Raw genomic sequence first — 15751 nt, forward strand, 5'->3', positions numbered from 1 at the left:
GGAACTTGAGTTCTGGGCGGTTTATGTCTAGAACCAAATAGCCCTAGATAATTTATTTCTTGGAAATCCTTAAGCTTTAACCTTGGCTTTTGACCAAACGCCGTTTTCATCTTCATCATATTGCTGATGAACAGTCTCCCAAGCAGCTTGTTCAGCCGTGAACTCGTCATTTTTCTCATTAAAGACAGTGTTATAGCGCTCAATGAACGTGCGTTGAGCTTCATTAGAAAGATGAGCGCGAACCTCAGGAGACAAGTCCTCTGGACTGTTGCACTGTCCAGGACAAGGGCGAGCAAAGGTTTTTTCAATCGTGTTAATTTCTTCGGCACCAGCACTTTCGAGCAGCAATTGAAATTCGCCAGCGCGATCGCTCGGAACTTCTGCCATCAATAAGAATTCGCCAGCTTGTAAGCGGGTTTGGTAGATAGTCGCTTTATCTTCTGGCATCCCCAAAGTAGTTAAAACCGATACTAGACCTGCACCTGCACTACCTGCGATCGCTCCACTGGCAGCCCCCAACAGCACTGCACCAATAGGCCCTGCTGCCACGATTGAGCCGACAAAGGGAATAAACAATACACCTACACCCGTGAGCAAGCTGAGAAAGGAACCAAACAAGGAACCAAAAACTGCCCCTGTTCTCAAACCTCCCAGAATCACATCTTTTTTACTAATAAAGCCAGCGATTCTCGTTTCCGACTGGAAGTTTCTGCCCATGACCGAAATATGATCTCTAGGCACACCCCTATCTAGTAAACGTCGAATCACATCATCAATTTGCTTCTGTTCTTTGAATACAGCAGAGATAGTACGCTCTGCTTTATATACTTCAGGCACTTAAATACTCCTTGTTTTATGTTGTTTTTGTAATGAATCAGGACTTACGCATTGACAATAAATAGTAAATATGTGTAACGTGAATAACCACATCTTTCGTAGGGGTTTAGCATGGCTTTTCCCCTACAGCATGGTCTATTTACGAGCAAAAAATAATTAATCAAAGCCTGAAACAACCTATTTTTGTTAATCCACATCATGATGATTTTGTATAGTGCGTAAGTCCTATGAATATGGTAAATAGGTAGATGCAGGCAGATTAATTCTTTCACACCAGTTGAGGGAAGAATTAATCCTCCCTCAACTGGTTTGACAGTCAGCCATCCTTAACTCAGACGTTATGAGTTATACACCTACAGGTGTCTTAGCCTCTGCTGCTGGCTTTCTACCATCTGGATCTAGTGCTTCGCCTTCAATAAATGAACGCAGCATCCAAGCTATCTCCTCATGCTGTTCCAGCAGTCCAGTTAAAAAGTCAGCAGTTCCCTGATCGTGGAACTTTTCACCAGACTGATCCACATGGTCTCTCAAGTTACGAATAACCTGCTCGTGATCATCTACTAGATTAGCTACCATCCCTGTTGCTGTAGGAACATTACCAGCATGTTCCTTGAGGGTAGCAAGCTTGAGAAATCCTTCCAATGTGCCAACTGGGAAACCGCCCAAAGCACGAACCCGCTCTGCCAAGGCATCAATATTCAGAGTCAGCTTTTGGTAGTGTTCTTCCCACAGCTGGTGCAAAGAGCGGAACTGAGGGCCAACGACATCCCAGTGGTACTTTTTGGTTTTCACCAATAGTAGATAGGCATCTGCCAAATCTTGATTCAACAGATTAATTACACCTTGACGCTGTTCTTCTGTCAAACCAATGTTTATCGCACGCATTGTTTTCCATCCCTAAGCAAACTTATCTATTAACTTATCAAATTTTCCAAATAATCCACATCAACCAAAGGAAACATTATGAGTTTAAATTCATTACCTAATTCATAATTATACCTATGCCTTAATAGGTAGTATTAAGCCAATAATCTAGTAATTAGCGAACTTTCTTGATTTTTTGAGCTACAAAAATAAAAATATTAAATATAATAGTTAATTAAGACATCTGTAATCAAAACTATCTAAACGCAGTTTTCCCAAAAATGCTCAGGGTGAACATAGTTTTATACTTAATTTAATTTGCCAGATTAACATTCCTAATCAGTAATGGGTGACTGCTTTTAGGCAATCACCCATTACTGCCGAAAAATTACCAAGGTATTAACTCTGTTACTTCCCTGTAACTTTGTCCAACAATTTCTTTACATTGTCTTCCGCTGAGGTTGCACTCTGTGAATTTTCAGGACGCTTCTGCTTGTCAATATCAGCATCTCCCTGAACCTCATTTAGTCCTTTGTTGGACTCCTCTTGAACCTTTTTCAATCCAGCTGGTGGTTCTTTAGCGGCTTCGTCAGTTTTGCGCTGAATGTCAAGCAGCTGTGTAGTACCTTCGGTCTGGTCACTTTGGTAGCTATCGATTGCAAAAGCAGGAAAAGCATTAGATAACAATATTAAGGCACAAGTAAAAGCCACAACTAGAAAACGTACTGGACGCAACATAGAAAAAACAGAAGCAATAATCTTCATTTGAAATCCTCAATAACAGCTTTAACAACGCAGAACTTTGACTGAAAGAGCGGAAGCTCATAACTTTATTTGGCAAACTTGAGCAATAATAAAACTACCAAGCTACCCTTCAATCTGGAAGTTCTTGAAAAACGAACCTGACGAAGAAATTGTCTTTTGTATTTCTGCATCGAATTAGTCAGGGATAATAAGCAAATACCACCTTAATTCATTAGCAAAATAATTACACTTCACATTGACATTCTTCGTTTCCAGATTCCCTGTTTTTACTTTTACTTTGAAAACGCTAACGCCTGCATCAATCTCTAGAATGAACTTTCCTGTATCTGTAGTTGCAATAAAATCAGTCTCTAGGTATATCGACTTAATATAGTTTTGGCAGGTTAATGGCTCTACTATTTATGTTCAGTTAGCTCGACTTTATCCAATCAAACGATGTTAACCCGCATTATTTCTCAAGGCTTTCAATCATGAGCAGGAGACTTTTAATATCGAGGTTAGTTTGGGTGATGTTAAAAAAGTTCAAGTACTGAGGGATAAGGGTTTTAGCAGATGAAATCGCAGTTTTGGTAAATGGATAAAGTCGAGCTTAATCCTGTTGGTAATAGCATTTGAAACGCGCTTACCCTGACCAGAGACACAACTCAGGTCTCAGCAGTATAGGAAAATTGCTTGATGGAAATGGGGTATTGGGAAGAAGCAGGGGAGAGGCAGAGTAGGCGAAAGAGGGACATAGGGATAGACAAAGGGGCAGAGGAGATGTATTTTAAAATGCAACAATGAGTCTTTGATACTCTTTAAGGGACTGACAAATAAAAAAATACTCAATTATTTCTTGTGGGGTGGGCGGCACAAGGGCCCGTAGCCAAAGGCGCTCATGTTGCCCACCCCACAGTAGTAGTAATTTATTTGTTGTCAGTCCCTAATGAGGCTTAGAACTCCACTCTTTTACCCCTCTGCCCCTCTGCCTCTGAAGAGTCCCCATTCCCAATTTCCTCTAAACTTGATAAGTCTGCCTTATTACCTCTTCTATTGAACTTACGCGATGGAACATTTCTATTAGTTCATGGGATCTTGTTTTTCGCTTCGCCAGCAGCACTTTTAACGGCGTTAAATAATCAACATCTGGGTCATCTCCCAAGGCAACTTCGGCTGCTTGCAAGACTTTGGTCGCATTCTCAAAAATATCCTCGTTGTCAAACCCTTCTTTTGCAGAAAGTTGATGTAACGCTGCATCGGGTACAGTTGCTCTACCCAGCAAGGTTTCATCTAACACCAAACCTTTCAATAATGTCAGCAAAGCCGCATAGATGAAAAAATCATCACAACTATCACAAGCCTTAAATTCAATTCGTCCCACTTCCGCCGGAATGCGGGCAATTTTTGTTAAGGAAGGTATGCTATTAATCAGTTGTTCCTGTTCCTGAACAAAAACCAGAGCTGCTGGTCTTTTTCCAGTTCTGATAAACGTTCGTACCGATAGCCCATCCCATAAACCTCCATTATAAAAAGGGGAACTATAACTAAAAGGGACGATATAGGGACTGTAATAAGTTAACTTTCTGCCAATATCAATCACATCTTCAGTAGACAAATCTGCCACTGAAATATTTAAATCTGGCCCGTATGTCACCATGTGAATATTAGCAGTTTGTTCGTCAGGATCAGCCTCTAGCTGTTTAATTTCATAATCGTTTAATGGGGGTTGAGGCTCAAAAACCGGATTATAGGGATTAAAACTGACCAAAACTGGTGATAAACCAAAGTTAGCAGCAACCTCACGTAGTAAGTGAAAACTTTCTGATAATTCAGCAATAGCGCCTTGAATATCAGAATGTATAGTTGTTCTAATTTCGATACCTTTAGCATGACAGTCTATCACCTTGTCGGAATCTGCAAATCTTTCAAATCCCTCAATGTACCATCTCTTCATCTTAATACCCGCATCGCCGATGCGTAGTTGAGGATAGTCACTGGGGTATGTGGGTAGCTTTTCAATAATTTGATTGAAATCAGCAAATTTTGTGTGGGAAAAGTCAGCAAACTTTCCTTCATTGTTTAAGAAAGCGACTTCATGCTCAATGCCAAATAAAAACATTATGTATACCTTTATCGTTTATTGAAGTAGGTGCGTACCCAGTTGTCGAGGATAGTTCCTCGTAAAGAACAGCCTATATGGGAAGATTTTGCAGTAGTAAGTTGATCAAATTCGTAATCATTCGCTGCAATATCTCAGATGATTTAGGGTCAACTATAATTTGGTCTGCTGCTGGAAGCTGATAATCTCTAGCTTAGAGGGGAATTAGTAGTGTTTTTTGAATGACATCGAGGTTAACTTTCGTTTTATTCATAAATACCTCCACAACACAAATTAAATCTTCCTTTTCAGTTTAAGTAGAAAAGATTCTCAAGATTACTCTTCAAATGGATTTCACCCCAAGATCCGACTGTTGCGATTTGAAAACTTCTCTGGTTTATGTCTCTATGTAGCGATGCCTACAGCTGGCTACGCCTACGCACTTTCTTGATTTTTCTCTGCTGCCTCCACTATCTTCATAGTTACTGGGTAGGGTAGCTTAGTATTGACTGAGGAAAGCTTGAGACGTGAGTTTATGACAAGTACCGTTCAATCCCCCTACAGCAGCGAACAGATTGCCGCTTGGTTGCGTGGACTGCTGACCATTGCTTGGGCAGATGGTAATTTTGATGCTCAAGAACAGGAATTAATTGCCAGTATCACCAAAAATGAATTAGCTTTTGGGATTAAATGGGACTCACTAGAGGTAATTACACCAGAGGAATTAGCCGCAGTATTGACTAAAGGTACGCCAGCAGCGGAAAATTTCTTAAGGACAGCGGTGATGGTAGCGATCGCAGATGGTACTTATTCTCACTGCGAAGATCAGGTTATGCAACAGTTCTGCAAAGCCTTGGAACAGCCGGAGAATTTACTCCAAGCCCTTCGCCACACCCTAGAACGCCCACAGCAAATTACCCCGACTATCCCCAGCCCTGGACTTACAAAGCGTCAAATTAATGCACTATGTCCCCTGCGTGACTGGCTGGATGGGCTAGATATTCAAGACCCAAGAGTAGCCCGCTTTTTGTGTAAAATGATTCCCTCCCAGTGTCCCTTTGAGCGGGATGTCACCCTATTTGGACGCAAGATTGTCCACATCCCGCCGATGTGTAAAATTAACCCCTTATATGAGCAACTCGTGAGCTTACGTTTCCGCGCCCTCTGCTATCTGGCAGATAAATGCGGTGAAGATGTTTCAGCATATATTTAGTCATTAGTCATTAGTCATTAGTCTTTAGTCTTTAGTTAAGAAGGATAATGTCAAGTAGGAGGTTTCAAGAATTACGGGTTTATCAGTTGGCAGAACGATTAGCTGATGACATCTAGAAAATTGTTAATGGATGGGAGTCATTGCCAGAAGATAAAGTAGGTAAACAGATTATCTGTTCAGCCGATAGTATTGGTGCCAACATAGCAGAAGGAGTAGGACGAGGGAGTTATCAAGACAATCAACAATTTGTCAGAATAGCAAGAGGATCTTTATATGAAACTCAACACTGGCTAAGACGAGCATATAGCCGTAATCTGTTAACAGATCAACAGGTAGATGCACTCAAGCTAATGATTAATCACCTAGCACCTCAATTAAACGCCTACCTAAAATCAATTGGCAATGTTCCTGATGACCAATAACTAATGACTAATGACCAATGACCAATGACTAATGACTAATGACTAATGACTAATGACTAATAACTAACTATGCAATTTATCGACCAAGCAAAAATTGAAGTTGAAGCTGGTAAGGGCGGCGATGGTATTGTCGCCTTCCGACGAGAGAAGTACGTGCCGACTGGTGGCCCCTCTGGTGGTAATGGGGGACGGGGCGGTTCGATATTTTTCGTTGCCGATGAAAACCTGCAAACCTTGCTGGACTTCAGATACAACCATCGCTTTCAGGCAGAAAAGGGTACTCGTGGTGGGCCAAATAACTGTACTGGGCCAGGAGGAAAGGATTTGATCATCGAAGTTCCCTGCGGTACAACCATTTATGATGCTGAAACTGGCGAATTGCTGGGGGATTTAATTGAGTCTAAGCAGACTTTGCGGATTGCCCAAGGTGGTAAAGGCGGACTAGGAAATCAGCATTTCTTGAGTAACCGTAACCGCGCCCCAGAATATGCCCTCCCAGGATTACCAGGGGAAATAAAGCAGCTGCGCCTGGAGTTAAAACTTTTGGCAGAAGTTGGGATTATTGGTTTACCAAATGCTGGTAAATCCACTCTAATTTCATCTTTATCAGCTGCACGTCCAAAAATCGCAGACTACCCCTTCACTACCCTGATCCCAAATTTGGGTGTAGTGCGGAAACCTACTGGCGATGGTACTGTTTTCGCCGACATTCCCGGACTAATTGAGGGAGCAGCTCATGGGGCAGGACTGGGACATGATTTCTTGCGCCATATCGAGCGCACGCGAGTGCTACTTCACTTGATTGATGCCACTAGTGATGATGTAGTTAGAGATTATAACACAATTAAGCAAGAATTACAAGCTTATGGACAGGGTTTAGCAGAACGTCCGCAAATTTTGGCACTGAATAAAATTGATGCAGTTGATCGGGAAACTGTCGATTTGGAGGCGTTAGCCACCCAACTTAATCATCTCTCCTACGCCCCGGTTTTTGTGATTTCAGCTGTTACTCGCACCGGGTTAGAGCCGATGTTACAGGAAATCTGGGGAATTCTCGACCAAATGAAGGTTCCTGAAGAAGTTGAGGTATTTAGCTGACGAAATAATGACGAATTATGTTGAGGTATCCTGAATCAGGGGAATCTTAATCACAAACTCAGCGCCTTGTCCTGGCTGCGAAAGACATTCTAAGGAACCGCCATGTCTTTCTGTAATGATCTGGTAGCTGATGGCAAGACCCATCCCCGTACCTTTGCCGATGGGCTTGGTGGTAAAGAAGGGGTCAAATAGTTGTTTATTAACATCTGCTGGTATTCCCAATCCGTTGTCGGCAATCCTAATTGTTACCTGATTTGGCTCTTGTAGTTGAGTGCAAATGCGAATTGTCGGCATTGGGCATTGAGAATTGGGCATTGGGCATTGGGCATGGGGCATGGGGCATTGGTTATTCCCCTTGTCTCCCTCATTTCCCTCATTTCCCTCATTTCCCTCATTTCCCTCATTTCCCTCATTTCCCTCATCCCCACTCCCCACTCTCTCTTCTAAAGCATCGATCGCATTTGACAAAATATTCATGAATACTTGGTTTAGCTGCCCAGCATAGCATTCAACCAGCGGTAGTTTGCCGTATTCTTTGATTATTTCAATTGTCGGGCGCTGGTCATTACCCTTGAGGCGGCTTTGCAAAATCATCAGAGTGCTGCCGATTCCCTCATGGATATCAACAGCTTTCATTTCGGCTTCATCTAAGCGCGAAAACGTTCGCAGGGAAAGCACAATCTCTCGAATGCGGTCTGCCCCAACTTTCATTGAGTTGATTATTTGTGGCAAATCTGATTTCAAAAAATCCAGTTCGATTAGTTCTGCAAAATCCTGAATTTCTAGCACAGGTTCAGGATAATGACTTTGGTAGAGTTGCAAAAGTGCAAGTAAATCTTGGGTGTATTCCTTGGCAGGGGTAAGGTTGCCATAGATAAAATTCACCGGGTTGTTGATTTCGTGTGCCACTCCTGCGACTAGTTGACCCAAGCTAGACATCTTTTCACTTTGAATTAAGTGAGTCTGGGTGTGTTGAAGTTCGCGGAGTGCTTCTTTGAGTTCTTGGGCTTGTTGTCGTAGTTGCGCTTCCGACTTTAGCAGGGCTTCCTTGGCTTGTTTACGTTCTGTGATGTCCCTAACAACAGCTACCTGACAGAAAGGCTCTCCTGTTTCAGCATGTTTAACCATAAACAGGCTGCAATCAGTAGGAATATCTATGCCCGTTTGAAAATGTCTATGGCGAAACTCCCCTTGCCAGAAACCATGTTGAGACATCAAAGGAATAATTTGCTCTATCAACTCTGCAAAAGCTTCTGGTGAATGAAAATCAACCAATAATTTAGTTTTGGCTACTTCCAGGCTACTAAGTCCCACCATCTTGAGTCCGGCAGGGTTCACATAGAGAATTTGCCCTTCGATTGAAGCCATGCCAATAAAGTCGCTACTGTTTTCAATCAACGCTACAAATTTTTGCTGTTCCTCTTCAGCTCGTTTGCGTTCTGTGATGTCTAACACCATTGAGGCAACGCCAATCACCTCGCCATTAGGAGCCACTAACGGGTTGTTATACCACTCACAGACCATCGTCCTACCATCTTTAGTGACGTTCTCGTTGACACTAAAACTTCCTCCACGTTGGGTTAACAGGGCGGTGATAATCTCATTTACCTGTTTTCTGACGTTTTCAGGTACTATGATCTCAAAAGGATTCCCCAGCATTTCCTCTGTGGTGTATCCAAAGATTCTTTCTGCTGCCCGATTCCATGTCTGAATCTCAAACTTGGTATTCCATTCAATAATGGCTAAAGGTGTTTGTTCAACCAGCAACGTCAACCTTTGCTGTGAAGCCCTAAGTTCTGCCTCTGCTTGCTTGTATTCGGTAATGTCGCGATAATACCAAATCCTACCGTAATAGTCTCCTAAAGGTGATGTCTCACCACTAGCTCCTTGCTGTTTACGCACGGGTGCAGAATAGCGGTCAAAAATCTTTCCAGATTTCAGGAAAATTTCATCACGGCTGCTTTCCTCTGGATGCTGATAAAGATACTCCACCTTAGCCTGAAATTCGTCTGGATTTACTAGTTTGTCTAGTACCCATCCCAGGAGTTGGCGATCGTCCCGCGTTTGGAGTACTGCCGCAGGAATTTGCCATAACTTGGAGAATTTCTGATTAAATGATGTAACTGTAAGATTTTCATCAATAATCAGAATTCCGTCGATGGAAGCTTCTTGTTGAGCTTGCAGTAAAGCATTAATCCGGTGTATATCTTCCTCTGCTTGCCGGTCTGGTTCTTCCAGGGTTTCCCGAAGTGCCTCGCTCTTTTGCATGAGTTCAGTAAGCTCAGTAACTCTGCCAGTCACACCCAGAACTTTCCCGGCTTCATTCTGTAAAATTATGTCTCGAATACTACCCACCAGAAATTTATGACCAGTCTCATCCTCAAAGCAAGACTTTTTTGTAGAGATGAGATGGGTTATACCCTGAGCATCGGTAAAAAGATCCTGGTTCTCATTGGTAATATTTGCGGTGAAAATCAGTTCATCTTTTTGCCGCAACACATCAGCTTCTGCTTGAGGAAAAAAATCATCGTCTGACTTGCCAATTAATTCTTCTCGGCTATGACCGACAAAATCACAGTAGGTATCATTAAGTAATACCCAACGATGTTGACGGTCTTTGACAAAAATTGGGTCAGATATGCCATTGATAATCTGATGCAGAAACGCCAGGGAGAAGTTTTGCTGCTCCGTGTTTTGTTTTTGCGCGGGGTTATCTAAGAATCTAGGATGGTTCATACCCGAATTTATCTCTAAAATTGAACTAAACAAAAGCCGTTTAGCTCCGTGTGTGTCAGCATGAGTAGTATTTATTATTCCCAGACTAAATATGGATGCAACAATCAAACCAATCTCTAAGTTTTAGTGTTTCCAGGGGACTGGGGATTAGGAAGATTTTGTTCTCTACGGGAACAAAGACGCACTAGCGATGCCTGCGGCGGGCTACGCCAACGCATTCATCAACTGTGGCGCGGCTTTTTTGATTAGCATGATTGATACAAATACTTAAAAGCCTTGCTTGCTCGTAAAAAAACGGAGTTAGACTAGAACTCCAGGAAAAATGTTGAAAGCAAGGTTGAATAACCTTTTAGACAAAAATGAGATACCAGGTAGGGGGTAGTCTTCGCAGTGACGATCCCACATATGTTATCCGTCAGGCAGACGAAAAACTTTATACAAGCCTAAAAGCTGGTGATTTTTGTTACGTCTTCAATTCTCGCCAGGTGGGCAAATCATCGCTACTACAGCGCACAAGTTATCGTCTCAGACAAGAAGGCTATAGTTGTGTTTACTTGGATGTAACCACATTGGGTAGTGAGGATACTACACAGGAAGAATGGTACAAAGGTGTTATTATCAGCTTGTTCTACGGCTTAAATCTGGTGGGAAAAGTCCAATTTAAGCAATGGTGGGAGATGCAAGCAGGTCTTTCCTCAGTGCAAAAACTACACCAGTTCGTAGAAGAAGTGTTGCTGCCAAATGTTCAAAGCGAATCTCTGCCAGATGCCAAAGCTGAACGTATTTTCATTTTCATTGATGAGATTGATAGTTTGTTAAGTTTGAATTTTCCTGTCAATGACTTTTTCGCCTGGATTCGTCATTGCTATAATCAGCAGGCACACGACCCGAATTTTCAACGCTTGGGATTTACACTATTTGGGGTAGCCACTCCATCTGACCTAATTTCTGACAAACGTCGCACACCTTTTAACATTGGTACAGCGATAGATTTACACGGCTTTCAACCCCATGAAGCCATGCCATTGCTAAAGGGATTAGAGGAAGTTATAACTCAACCTGAAGCAGTACTTGAAGAGATTATTTACTGGACAGGGGGACAACCATTTCTTACCCAAAAACTCTGTCAGCTAATTGTCCACACAGCTTTAAAAACATCTAATCGAAAAATTGATTTACCGCCAGGAACGGAAGCATCTTGGGTAGAACAATTTGTGCGATCGCAGATTATTCAACACTGGGAAACCAAGGACGATCCCGAACACTTCCGCACAATTCGCGATCGCCTACTTTTTAACGAACACCGAGCAGGAAGATTACTAGGGCTTTACCAACGAGTGTTGCAAGCAGAGGAAGCAGGGGAGCAGGGGAGCAGGGGAGAAGAGTTTTCCCCAGACCTCTGCCCCAGACCTCTGCCTCTTCACTCTGTACCGACCGATGATAGTCAAGACCAGACAGAACTGTTGTTATCTGGTTTAGTCGAGAAACACAACGGCTATCTCAAAATTAAAAATCCCATCTATCGGAATGTTTTCAATGCTAAATGGGCGATCAAGCAGTTAGACAATCTCCGCCCTTACTCGCAAACATTCAATTCTTGGGTAGCCTCTTCCTTTAAAGATGAATCTCGTCTTTTGCAAGGACAGGCTCTAAAAGATACTCAAAATTGGGTGCAGGGCAAAAGTCTGAGTGATTTGGGTCTTGTTGACAATGATTGACCTAGATTGACCTATCTTTTTCTACCATAATTCGGTCAAACCTTTATACCATCTGCAATGTGGGCTGCATGTCGCCCCCTCAGAGAAATATCGTACTTTTAAATTTACTTAGTTGTGAGTTTTTTATAAGATAGAAGACTTATTTTCTGTTGCTTCAATAAACGCCTCAAACTGACCATTAGGCGTCCATTGAATAGCTCCATCTCGTCCTGTAAAAAATAGTTTGGTTTGGCTTTGATTCAGCTCAGATAAAGTTTTTGGATCAAAATTGGCAGAAGAAGCGATCGCCACTTGTGGTTGCAGAGCAATAACTAAATCTTTCAAAGACTGAGGGGCACACCACAGCACTTGTGGGCGAGGCAAACTTCCATTTTTCACTAGTTGCTGCACCTCTTTAGACTTGACATTACCTACTAATAACCAATTCTGATCTAGAATTTGCAATTGTAAAATGGGTAATTGGTCATTGATTAATTGCGCCACTACTGAACCAGTCTTCACCTTTTGACCAACTACCAAAGGTTGGTAGATCCCTTGATGCTTTTGTAATTCTTGTTGAATTGCCTGAATTGTAATGGAATTTTCTGTTTTGGGTGAATATTCATAAAAATTTTTGATTGGTAAACGTTGCATTAATTCCAACCAAGCATTACTATCATTGCCTTGGAAATCAGTTGCGATCGCCCAATTGATTTGATTTACACCCTGCTGTTGCAAAAATGGTAAGATTGTGAAACGTCCTGTACCTTCATCGCCACTATTAATTACAGTTACTGTACCTCTATCTTGAACAATTACAATTGGTTCAGTACCAGATTCTAATACCGTTATCCTAAACAATGTATTTGTAGAATGCCAAAGGGGGATGAATACTAAACCAATCACAATCACATTCGCAAACCACCACCGCCTCTGCCACCAAGGTACTAACCAAACCAGTATAATCAGTAGATAAATCGCCAGAAGCTGCCAACTAGATATGCTGCCTACAGCAACGGAATTTCCGGGCAACTTGCTAAAAAAATCCACTAGTTTAATTAGCCAATCAGTAGGGTAATGCAACACCCCAGCCAGAAAACTTCCTGCCTGAGTCCAAATTAATGCTGCGATTGCACTGATGATTCCACCTATACTAATGATCGAAATTAATGGAGTACTAAGCACATTCAGCAATAAACTATAAGATGGTACAACCCCAAATACAAAAAGTTGCACAGGTAAAGTCCAAATAGTAGCGGCTAGAGGAACAGCAATCAAAGCAGCGATCGCAGGTGGTAGCCATGCTAGGCGGTTGACTAATGCGGGTACTGTTACGATTAATCCCAGTGTTGCTAAAAAACTCAATTGAAAGCCTAAATCCCAAATCCATAGAGGATTAAACACTAATAACAGAGTTGCTGCTAATAGTAATGATCCAAACTGTTTTACCTTCCTTTTTAATAGCAAACCAACTAATGCCGCAAAACCCATAATTACGGCTCTGAGAACCGCAGGTTGAAAACCTGTTAAACTCAGAAAAATCATTAAAGCCAAAAAGCCAAGGGTAAATTGAGTTGCTTTTTTTGCCCGCTTCGTTAACTGTAATATCACACCCAAAATCAAGGAAGTTTGGAACCCAGAAGCTGCTAAAGCATGAGCTAATCCTGCTTGTACAAATAAGTCGCGGATATCGTAGGGTAAATCAACAGCTTTGCTGCCTAAAACCATTGCACTGACAAGAGGCCCTTCAGGGATACCCAACCAACGAACTTGCGATCGGACAATTCGCTCCCGAATTTGCCACCATCCCCATTTACGTTCCTGATCCAAAACATTTATTTGTCGCCCAACTAGACCGGCAAACGTTCCTTCTTGCTTGAGAAACTTTTGAAAGTCGAAACCACCAGGATTGGAAGCCGTCTTTGGTTTGTACAAAACCCCAGTCACAGCAATTTGTTGACTAGGGTATAACCCAGTAGCTTGAAGTATGGGCACTGTGACATACAATTTGCCTGTCACCCCCTTTGGAACACCTGCTGAACCTTTTTCATTTTTGACCTCATCTAGCTGAGTCGCTTCCAGCCAAAATTGTCCCCGCTGACTGCGAGTCAAGCGGGGATTACTCGCCACTTCGCCGCGAACAATCACAAGTTGTTCTTGATTACTGCTATTTCCAGGCGGGACGAACTGACTAATATCTTTTGCGCCTGGTTGCGGCACTCGCCATTGAAAATATAGAGTTGCCAATAATCCCACCAACCCAGCAGCTAGCCATATTCGCGGATGGGGAGTAGTTTGCCAAATGTTAGGCACTGCCTTATTTTTGCTTCCAGCATTTTCTGGTTTCTGAGCAAGTTGCCGTGAAGTGGTGCGTCTTCTAAACAGAATTGCTCCCACTATCCCCAGAACCAAAACCCACACACCACCCCAAGGAACTGCTGTAAACAGCAACCCGAAAATGTAGCCAAGACAAATAATTACACCACTGGTTTGAATCATAAGATTTTTTATAAAAGCAACTGACAACCCGAATTTGCAGCTAACTTAAAAATAGCTAGGGCAGCAATAGAGAAAACTCGGCGTTACTGAATTTGGCTATGAAATTCAAAAATCAAATATTCCAAACTCTTATTATCTGCGCCTGGAGCGCCTCTGCGTGAGCTTTTCATCTTTTTAATTAGCAACGCCGAAAAATTTGTATGCTTGTGGTGAAGTATAGTCCATAAACAAAGCCCGCACAGGCGGGCCTTATTCTTGTAGCCTTAATGACCTTTAGCCATAGCCACATCATAAAGATATACAAGATATACCTAGCTTAAACGCCAGCGCCGCATGGAGAAACAGAACACAAAGTGCTACGCTGACCAAATATGCAATTGTTCTTAGCGGACTTAAGTAGAGCATTTCATTAATTCGTAGCGAATTAAATTTGACAATACTCTGCGTACGCTTGCGTTTAAAAACGCTACAATTTTACGTAAAGCGGTACTTAGTTCGTGTAGCCGCACCTTTTAGGATGTTGGGCTTCCTGCTGAACTCACAGTATCTTTGAGCAAGGGAAAACCCAACTTCTCCCTTTGCTCAACATATAAATGAGCTACCTTCCTAGCCAAATGCCGAATCCTGGCAATATAGCGAGTTCTCTCCGTCACCGAAATCACACCTCTCGCATCCAGCAGATTGAACGTGTGCGAACACTTCATTACATAATCTAAGCTAGGCAAGACCAATCCTCGTTCTGTCAATTGGGTAGCTTCCTGCTCATACAAATTAAATAGTGTCAGCAGCATTTCAGGATTCGACGCTTCAAAGTTATAGATACACTGCTCAATCTCACTTTGCAGGAAAACATCTCCATAAGTAATGTTGTCTGTCCACTGGATCTTTGTAAATGCTTCTACTTGCTGGAGATACATTGTCAGCCGCTCTAACCCGTATGTAATCTCAATCGACACAGGGCGGCAATCAATTCCTCCACACTGTTGGAAGTAGGTAAATTGAGTAACTTCCATCCCATCTAACCATACTTCCCACCCAGTGCCCCAAGCTCCCACCGTCGCATCTTCCCAGTTATCCTCTACAAACCGAATATCGTGGTCTTCAGGACAAATACCTAAAACCCTTAAGGAATCAAGATAAATCTCCTGGATATTATCTGGCGACGGTTTGATTAGGACTTGATACTGATAATAGTGTTGGAAGCGGTTGGGGTTTTCGCCGTACCGTCCATCCGTTGGGCGACGACACGGTTCAACGTAGGCAACAGCCCACGGTTCCGGTCCCAATGCTCTTAAAAATGTCTGGGGATTCTTAGTACCTGCCCCCTTCTCAATATCGTAGGGCTGGGCAATCAAGCAACCGCGATCGCCCCAAAAGTCATGCAATAAACCTATTACCGACTGAAAATTCACGCTTCACCCTTCCTTACTCAACACAGTGCATAAACCATTGTTGCCTACAACCCGGCACTGTGGGCAGTTTCAGAGTACTCAAAAGCAGTCCCAAATATTTTTTGGAAAAATAGTTGACAAGATAAAGGAGG

At 42.5% G+C, this 15751-nt stretch carries 12 protein-coding genes; 5 read left to right on the forward strand and 7 right to left on the reverse strand.

Annotated features, from left to right (window positions below):
• Window positions 1–69: 69 nt before the first annotated feature.
• From HWQ41_RS32435 to HWQ41_RS32450, 4 genes are all read right to left on the reverse strand, one after another.
• Entirely contained in the window at window positions 70–837 is a 768-nt protein-coding gene (locus tag HWQ41_RS32435; RefSeq protein WP_292772092.1) for a ChaB family protein, read from the reverse strand.
• A gap of 345 nt (window positions 838–1182) precedes the next feature.
• Window positions 1183–1722 (reverse strand): Dps family protein, encoded by a 540-nt coding sequence (locus HWQ41_RS32440; protein ID WP_292772094.1) that lies wholly within the window; start codon window positions 1720–1722, stop codon window positions 1183–1185.
• A gap of 387 nt (window positions 1723–2109) precedes the next feature.
• On the reverse strand, window positions 2110–2466 hold the full coding sequence (locus HWQ41_RS32445; RefSeq protein ID WP_292772096.1) for a hypothetical protein: 357 nt from the start codon (window positions 2464–2466) through the stop codon (window positions 2110–2112).
• Between the two features lie 997 nt (window positions 2467–3463).
• A complete protein-coding gene (locus HWQ41_RS32450) occupies window positions 3464–4564 on the reverse strand; it encodes a glutamate-cysteine ligase family protein (protein WP_292772098.1) in 1101 nt (366 codons plus the stop codon).
• Window positions 4565–5078: 514 nt separating this feature from the next.
• Here HWQ41_RS32450 and HWQ41_RS32455 point away from each other — a divergent pair.
• The 3 genes from HWQ41_RS32455 to obgE all read left to right on the forward strand — a co-directional run bounded on the left by HWQ41_RS32455 (window position 5079) and on the right by obgE (window position 7276).
• Complete coding sequence (locus tag HWQ41_RS32455) at window positions 5079–5756, forward strand: Mo-dependent nitrogenase C-terminal domain-containing protein (protein ID WP_292772100.1); 678 nt, start codon at window positions 5079–5081, stop codon at window positions 5754–5756.
• A 140-nt stretch (window positions 5757–5896) separates the two neighbouring features.
• Entirely contained in the window at window positions 5897–6178 is a 282-nt protein-coding gene (locus HWQ41_RS32460) for a four helix bundle protein (protein ID WP_292772102.1), read from the forward strand.
• A gap of 69 nt (window positions 6179–6247) precedes the next feature.
• Window positions 6248–7276 (forward strand): GTPase ObgE, encoded by a 1029-nt coding sequence (gene obgE / locus HWQ41_RS32465; protein WP_292772104.1) that lies wholly within the window; start codon window positions 6248–6250, stop codon window positions 7274–7276.
• A gap of 15 nt (window positions 7277–7291) precedes the next feature.
• Here the strand turns inward: obgE and HWQ41_RS32475 are convergent, their stop codons facing one another.
• On the reverse strand, window positions 7292–10012 hold the full coding sequence (locus HWQ41_RS32475) for a PAS domain S-box protein (RefSeq protein ID WP_366931734.1): 2721 nt from the start codon (window positions 10010–10012) through the stop codon (window positions 7292–7294).
• 126 nt (window positions 10013–10138) lie between these two features.
• Here HWQ41_RS32475 and HWQ41_RS32480 point away from each other — a divergent pair, with 126 nt between their 5' ends.
• Together HWQ41_RS32480 and HWQ41_RS32485 are read left to right on the forward strand one after the other, a co-directional pair.
• Window positions 10139–10261, forward strand: coding sequence for a hypothetical protein (locus tag HWQ41_RS32480; RefSeq protein ID WP_292772106.1), 123 nt, complete (start codon window positions 10139–10141; stop codon window positions 10259–10261).
• A 110-nt stretch (window positions 10262–10371) separates the two neighbouring features.
• The gene (locus HWQ41_RS32485; protein WP_292772108.1) at window positions 10372–11730 is read left to right on the forward strand and encodes an AAA-like domain-containing protein; all 1359 of its coding nucleotides are present in this window, start codon (window positions 10372–10374) and stop codon (window positions 11728–11730) included.
• Between the two features lie 123 nt (window positions 11731–11853).
• Here HWQ41_RS32485 and HWQ41_RS32490 read toward each other — a convergent pair whose 3' ends face one another.
• Both HWQ41_RS32490 and glyQ read right to left on the reverse strand, forming a co-directional pair.
• Window positions 11854–14208 carry a ComEC/Rec2 family competence protein gene (locus HWQ41_RS32490; protein WP_292772110.1) on the reverse strand — a complete coding sequence of 785 codons (2355 nt, stop codon included), beginning with the start codon at window positions 14206–14208 and terminating at the stop codon, window positions 11854–11856.
• Window positions 14209–14720: 512 nt separating this feature from the next.
• A complete protein-coding gene (gene glyQ / locus HWQ41_RS32495) occupies window positions 14721–15620 on the reverse strand; it encodes a glycine--tRNA ligase subunit alpha (RefSeq protein ID WP_292772111.1) in 900 nt (299 codons plus the stop codon).
• Between the last annotated feature and the right edge of the window lie 131 nt (window positions 15621–15751).

This window comes from Nostoc sp. NOS(2021) (assembly GCF_017115025.1).
Lineage (GTDB): Bacteria > Cyanobacteriota > Cyanobacteriia > Cyanobacteriales > Nostocaceae > Nostoc.

Coding starts and splice junctions, on each gene's coding strand:
- HWQ41_RS32475 (WP_366931734.1), bottom strand. CDS start 10,012: ATGAACCATCCTAGATTCTTAGATAACCCCGCGCAAAAACAAAACACG.
- obgE (WP_292772104.1), top strand. CDS start 6,248: ATGCAATTTATCGACCAAGCAAAAATTGAAGTTGAAGCTGGTAAGGGC.
- HWQ41_RS32445 (WP_292772096.1), bottom strand. CDS start 2,466: ATGAAGATTATTGCTTCTGTTTTTTCTATGTTGCGTCCAGTACGTTTT.
- HWQ41_RS32455 (WP_292772100.1), top strand. CDS start 5,079: ATGACAAGTACCGTTCAATCCCCCTACAGCAGCGAACAGATTGCCGCT.
- HWQ41_RS32450 (WP_292772098.1), bottom strand. CDS start 4,564: ATGTTTTTATTTGGCATTGAGCATGAAGTCGCTTTCTTAAACAATGAA.
- HWQ41_RS32490 (WP_292772110.1), bottom strand. CDS start 14,208: ATGATTCAAACCAGTGGTGTAATTATTTGTCTTGGCTACATTTTCGGG.
- HWQ41_RS32485 (WP_292772108.1), top strand. CDS start 10,372: ATGAGATACCAGGTAGGGGGTAGTCTTCGCAGTGACGATCCCACATAT.
- HWQ41_RS32440 (WP_292772094.1), bottom strand. CDS start 1,722: ATGCGTGCGATAAACATTGGTTTGACAGAAGAACAGCGTCAAGGTGTA.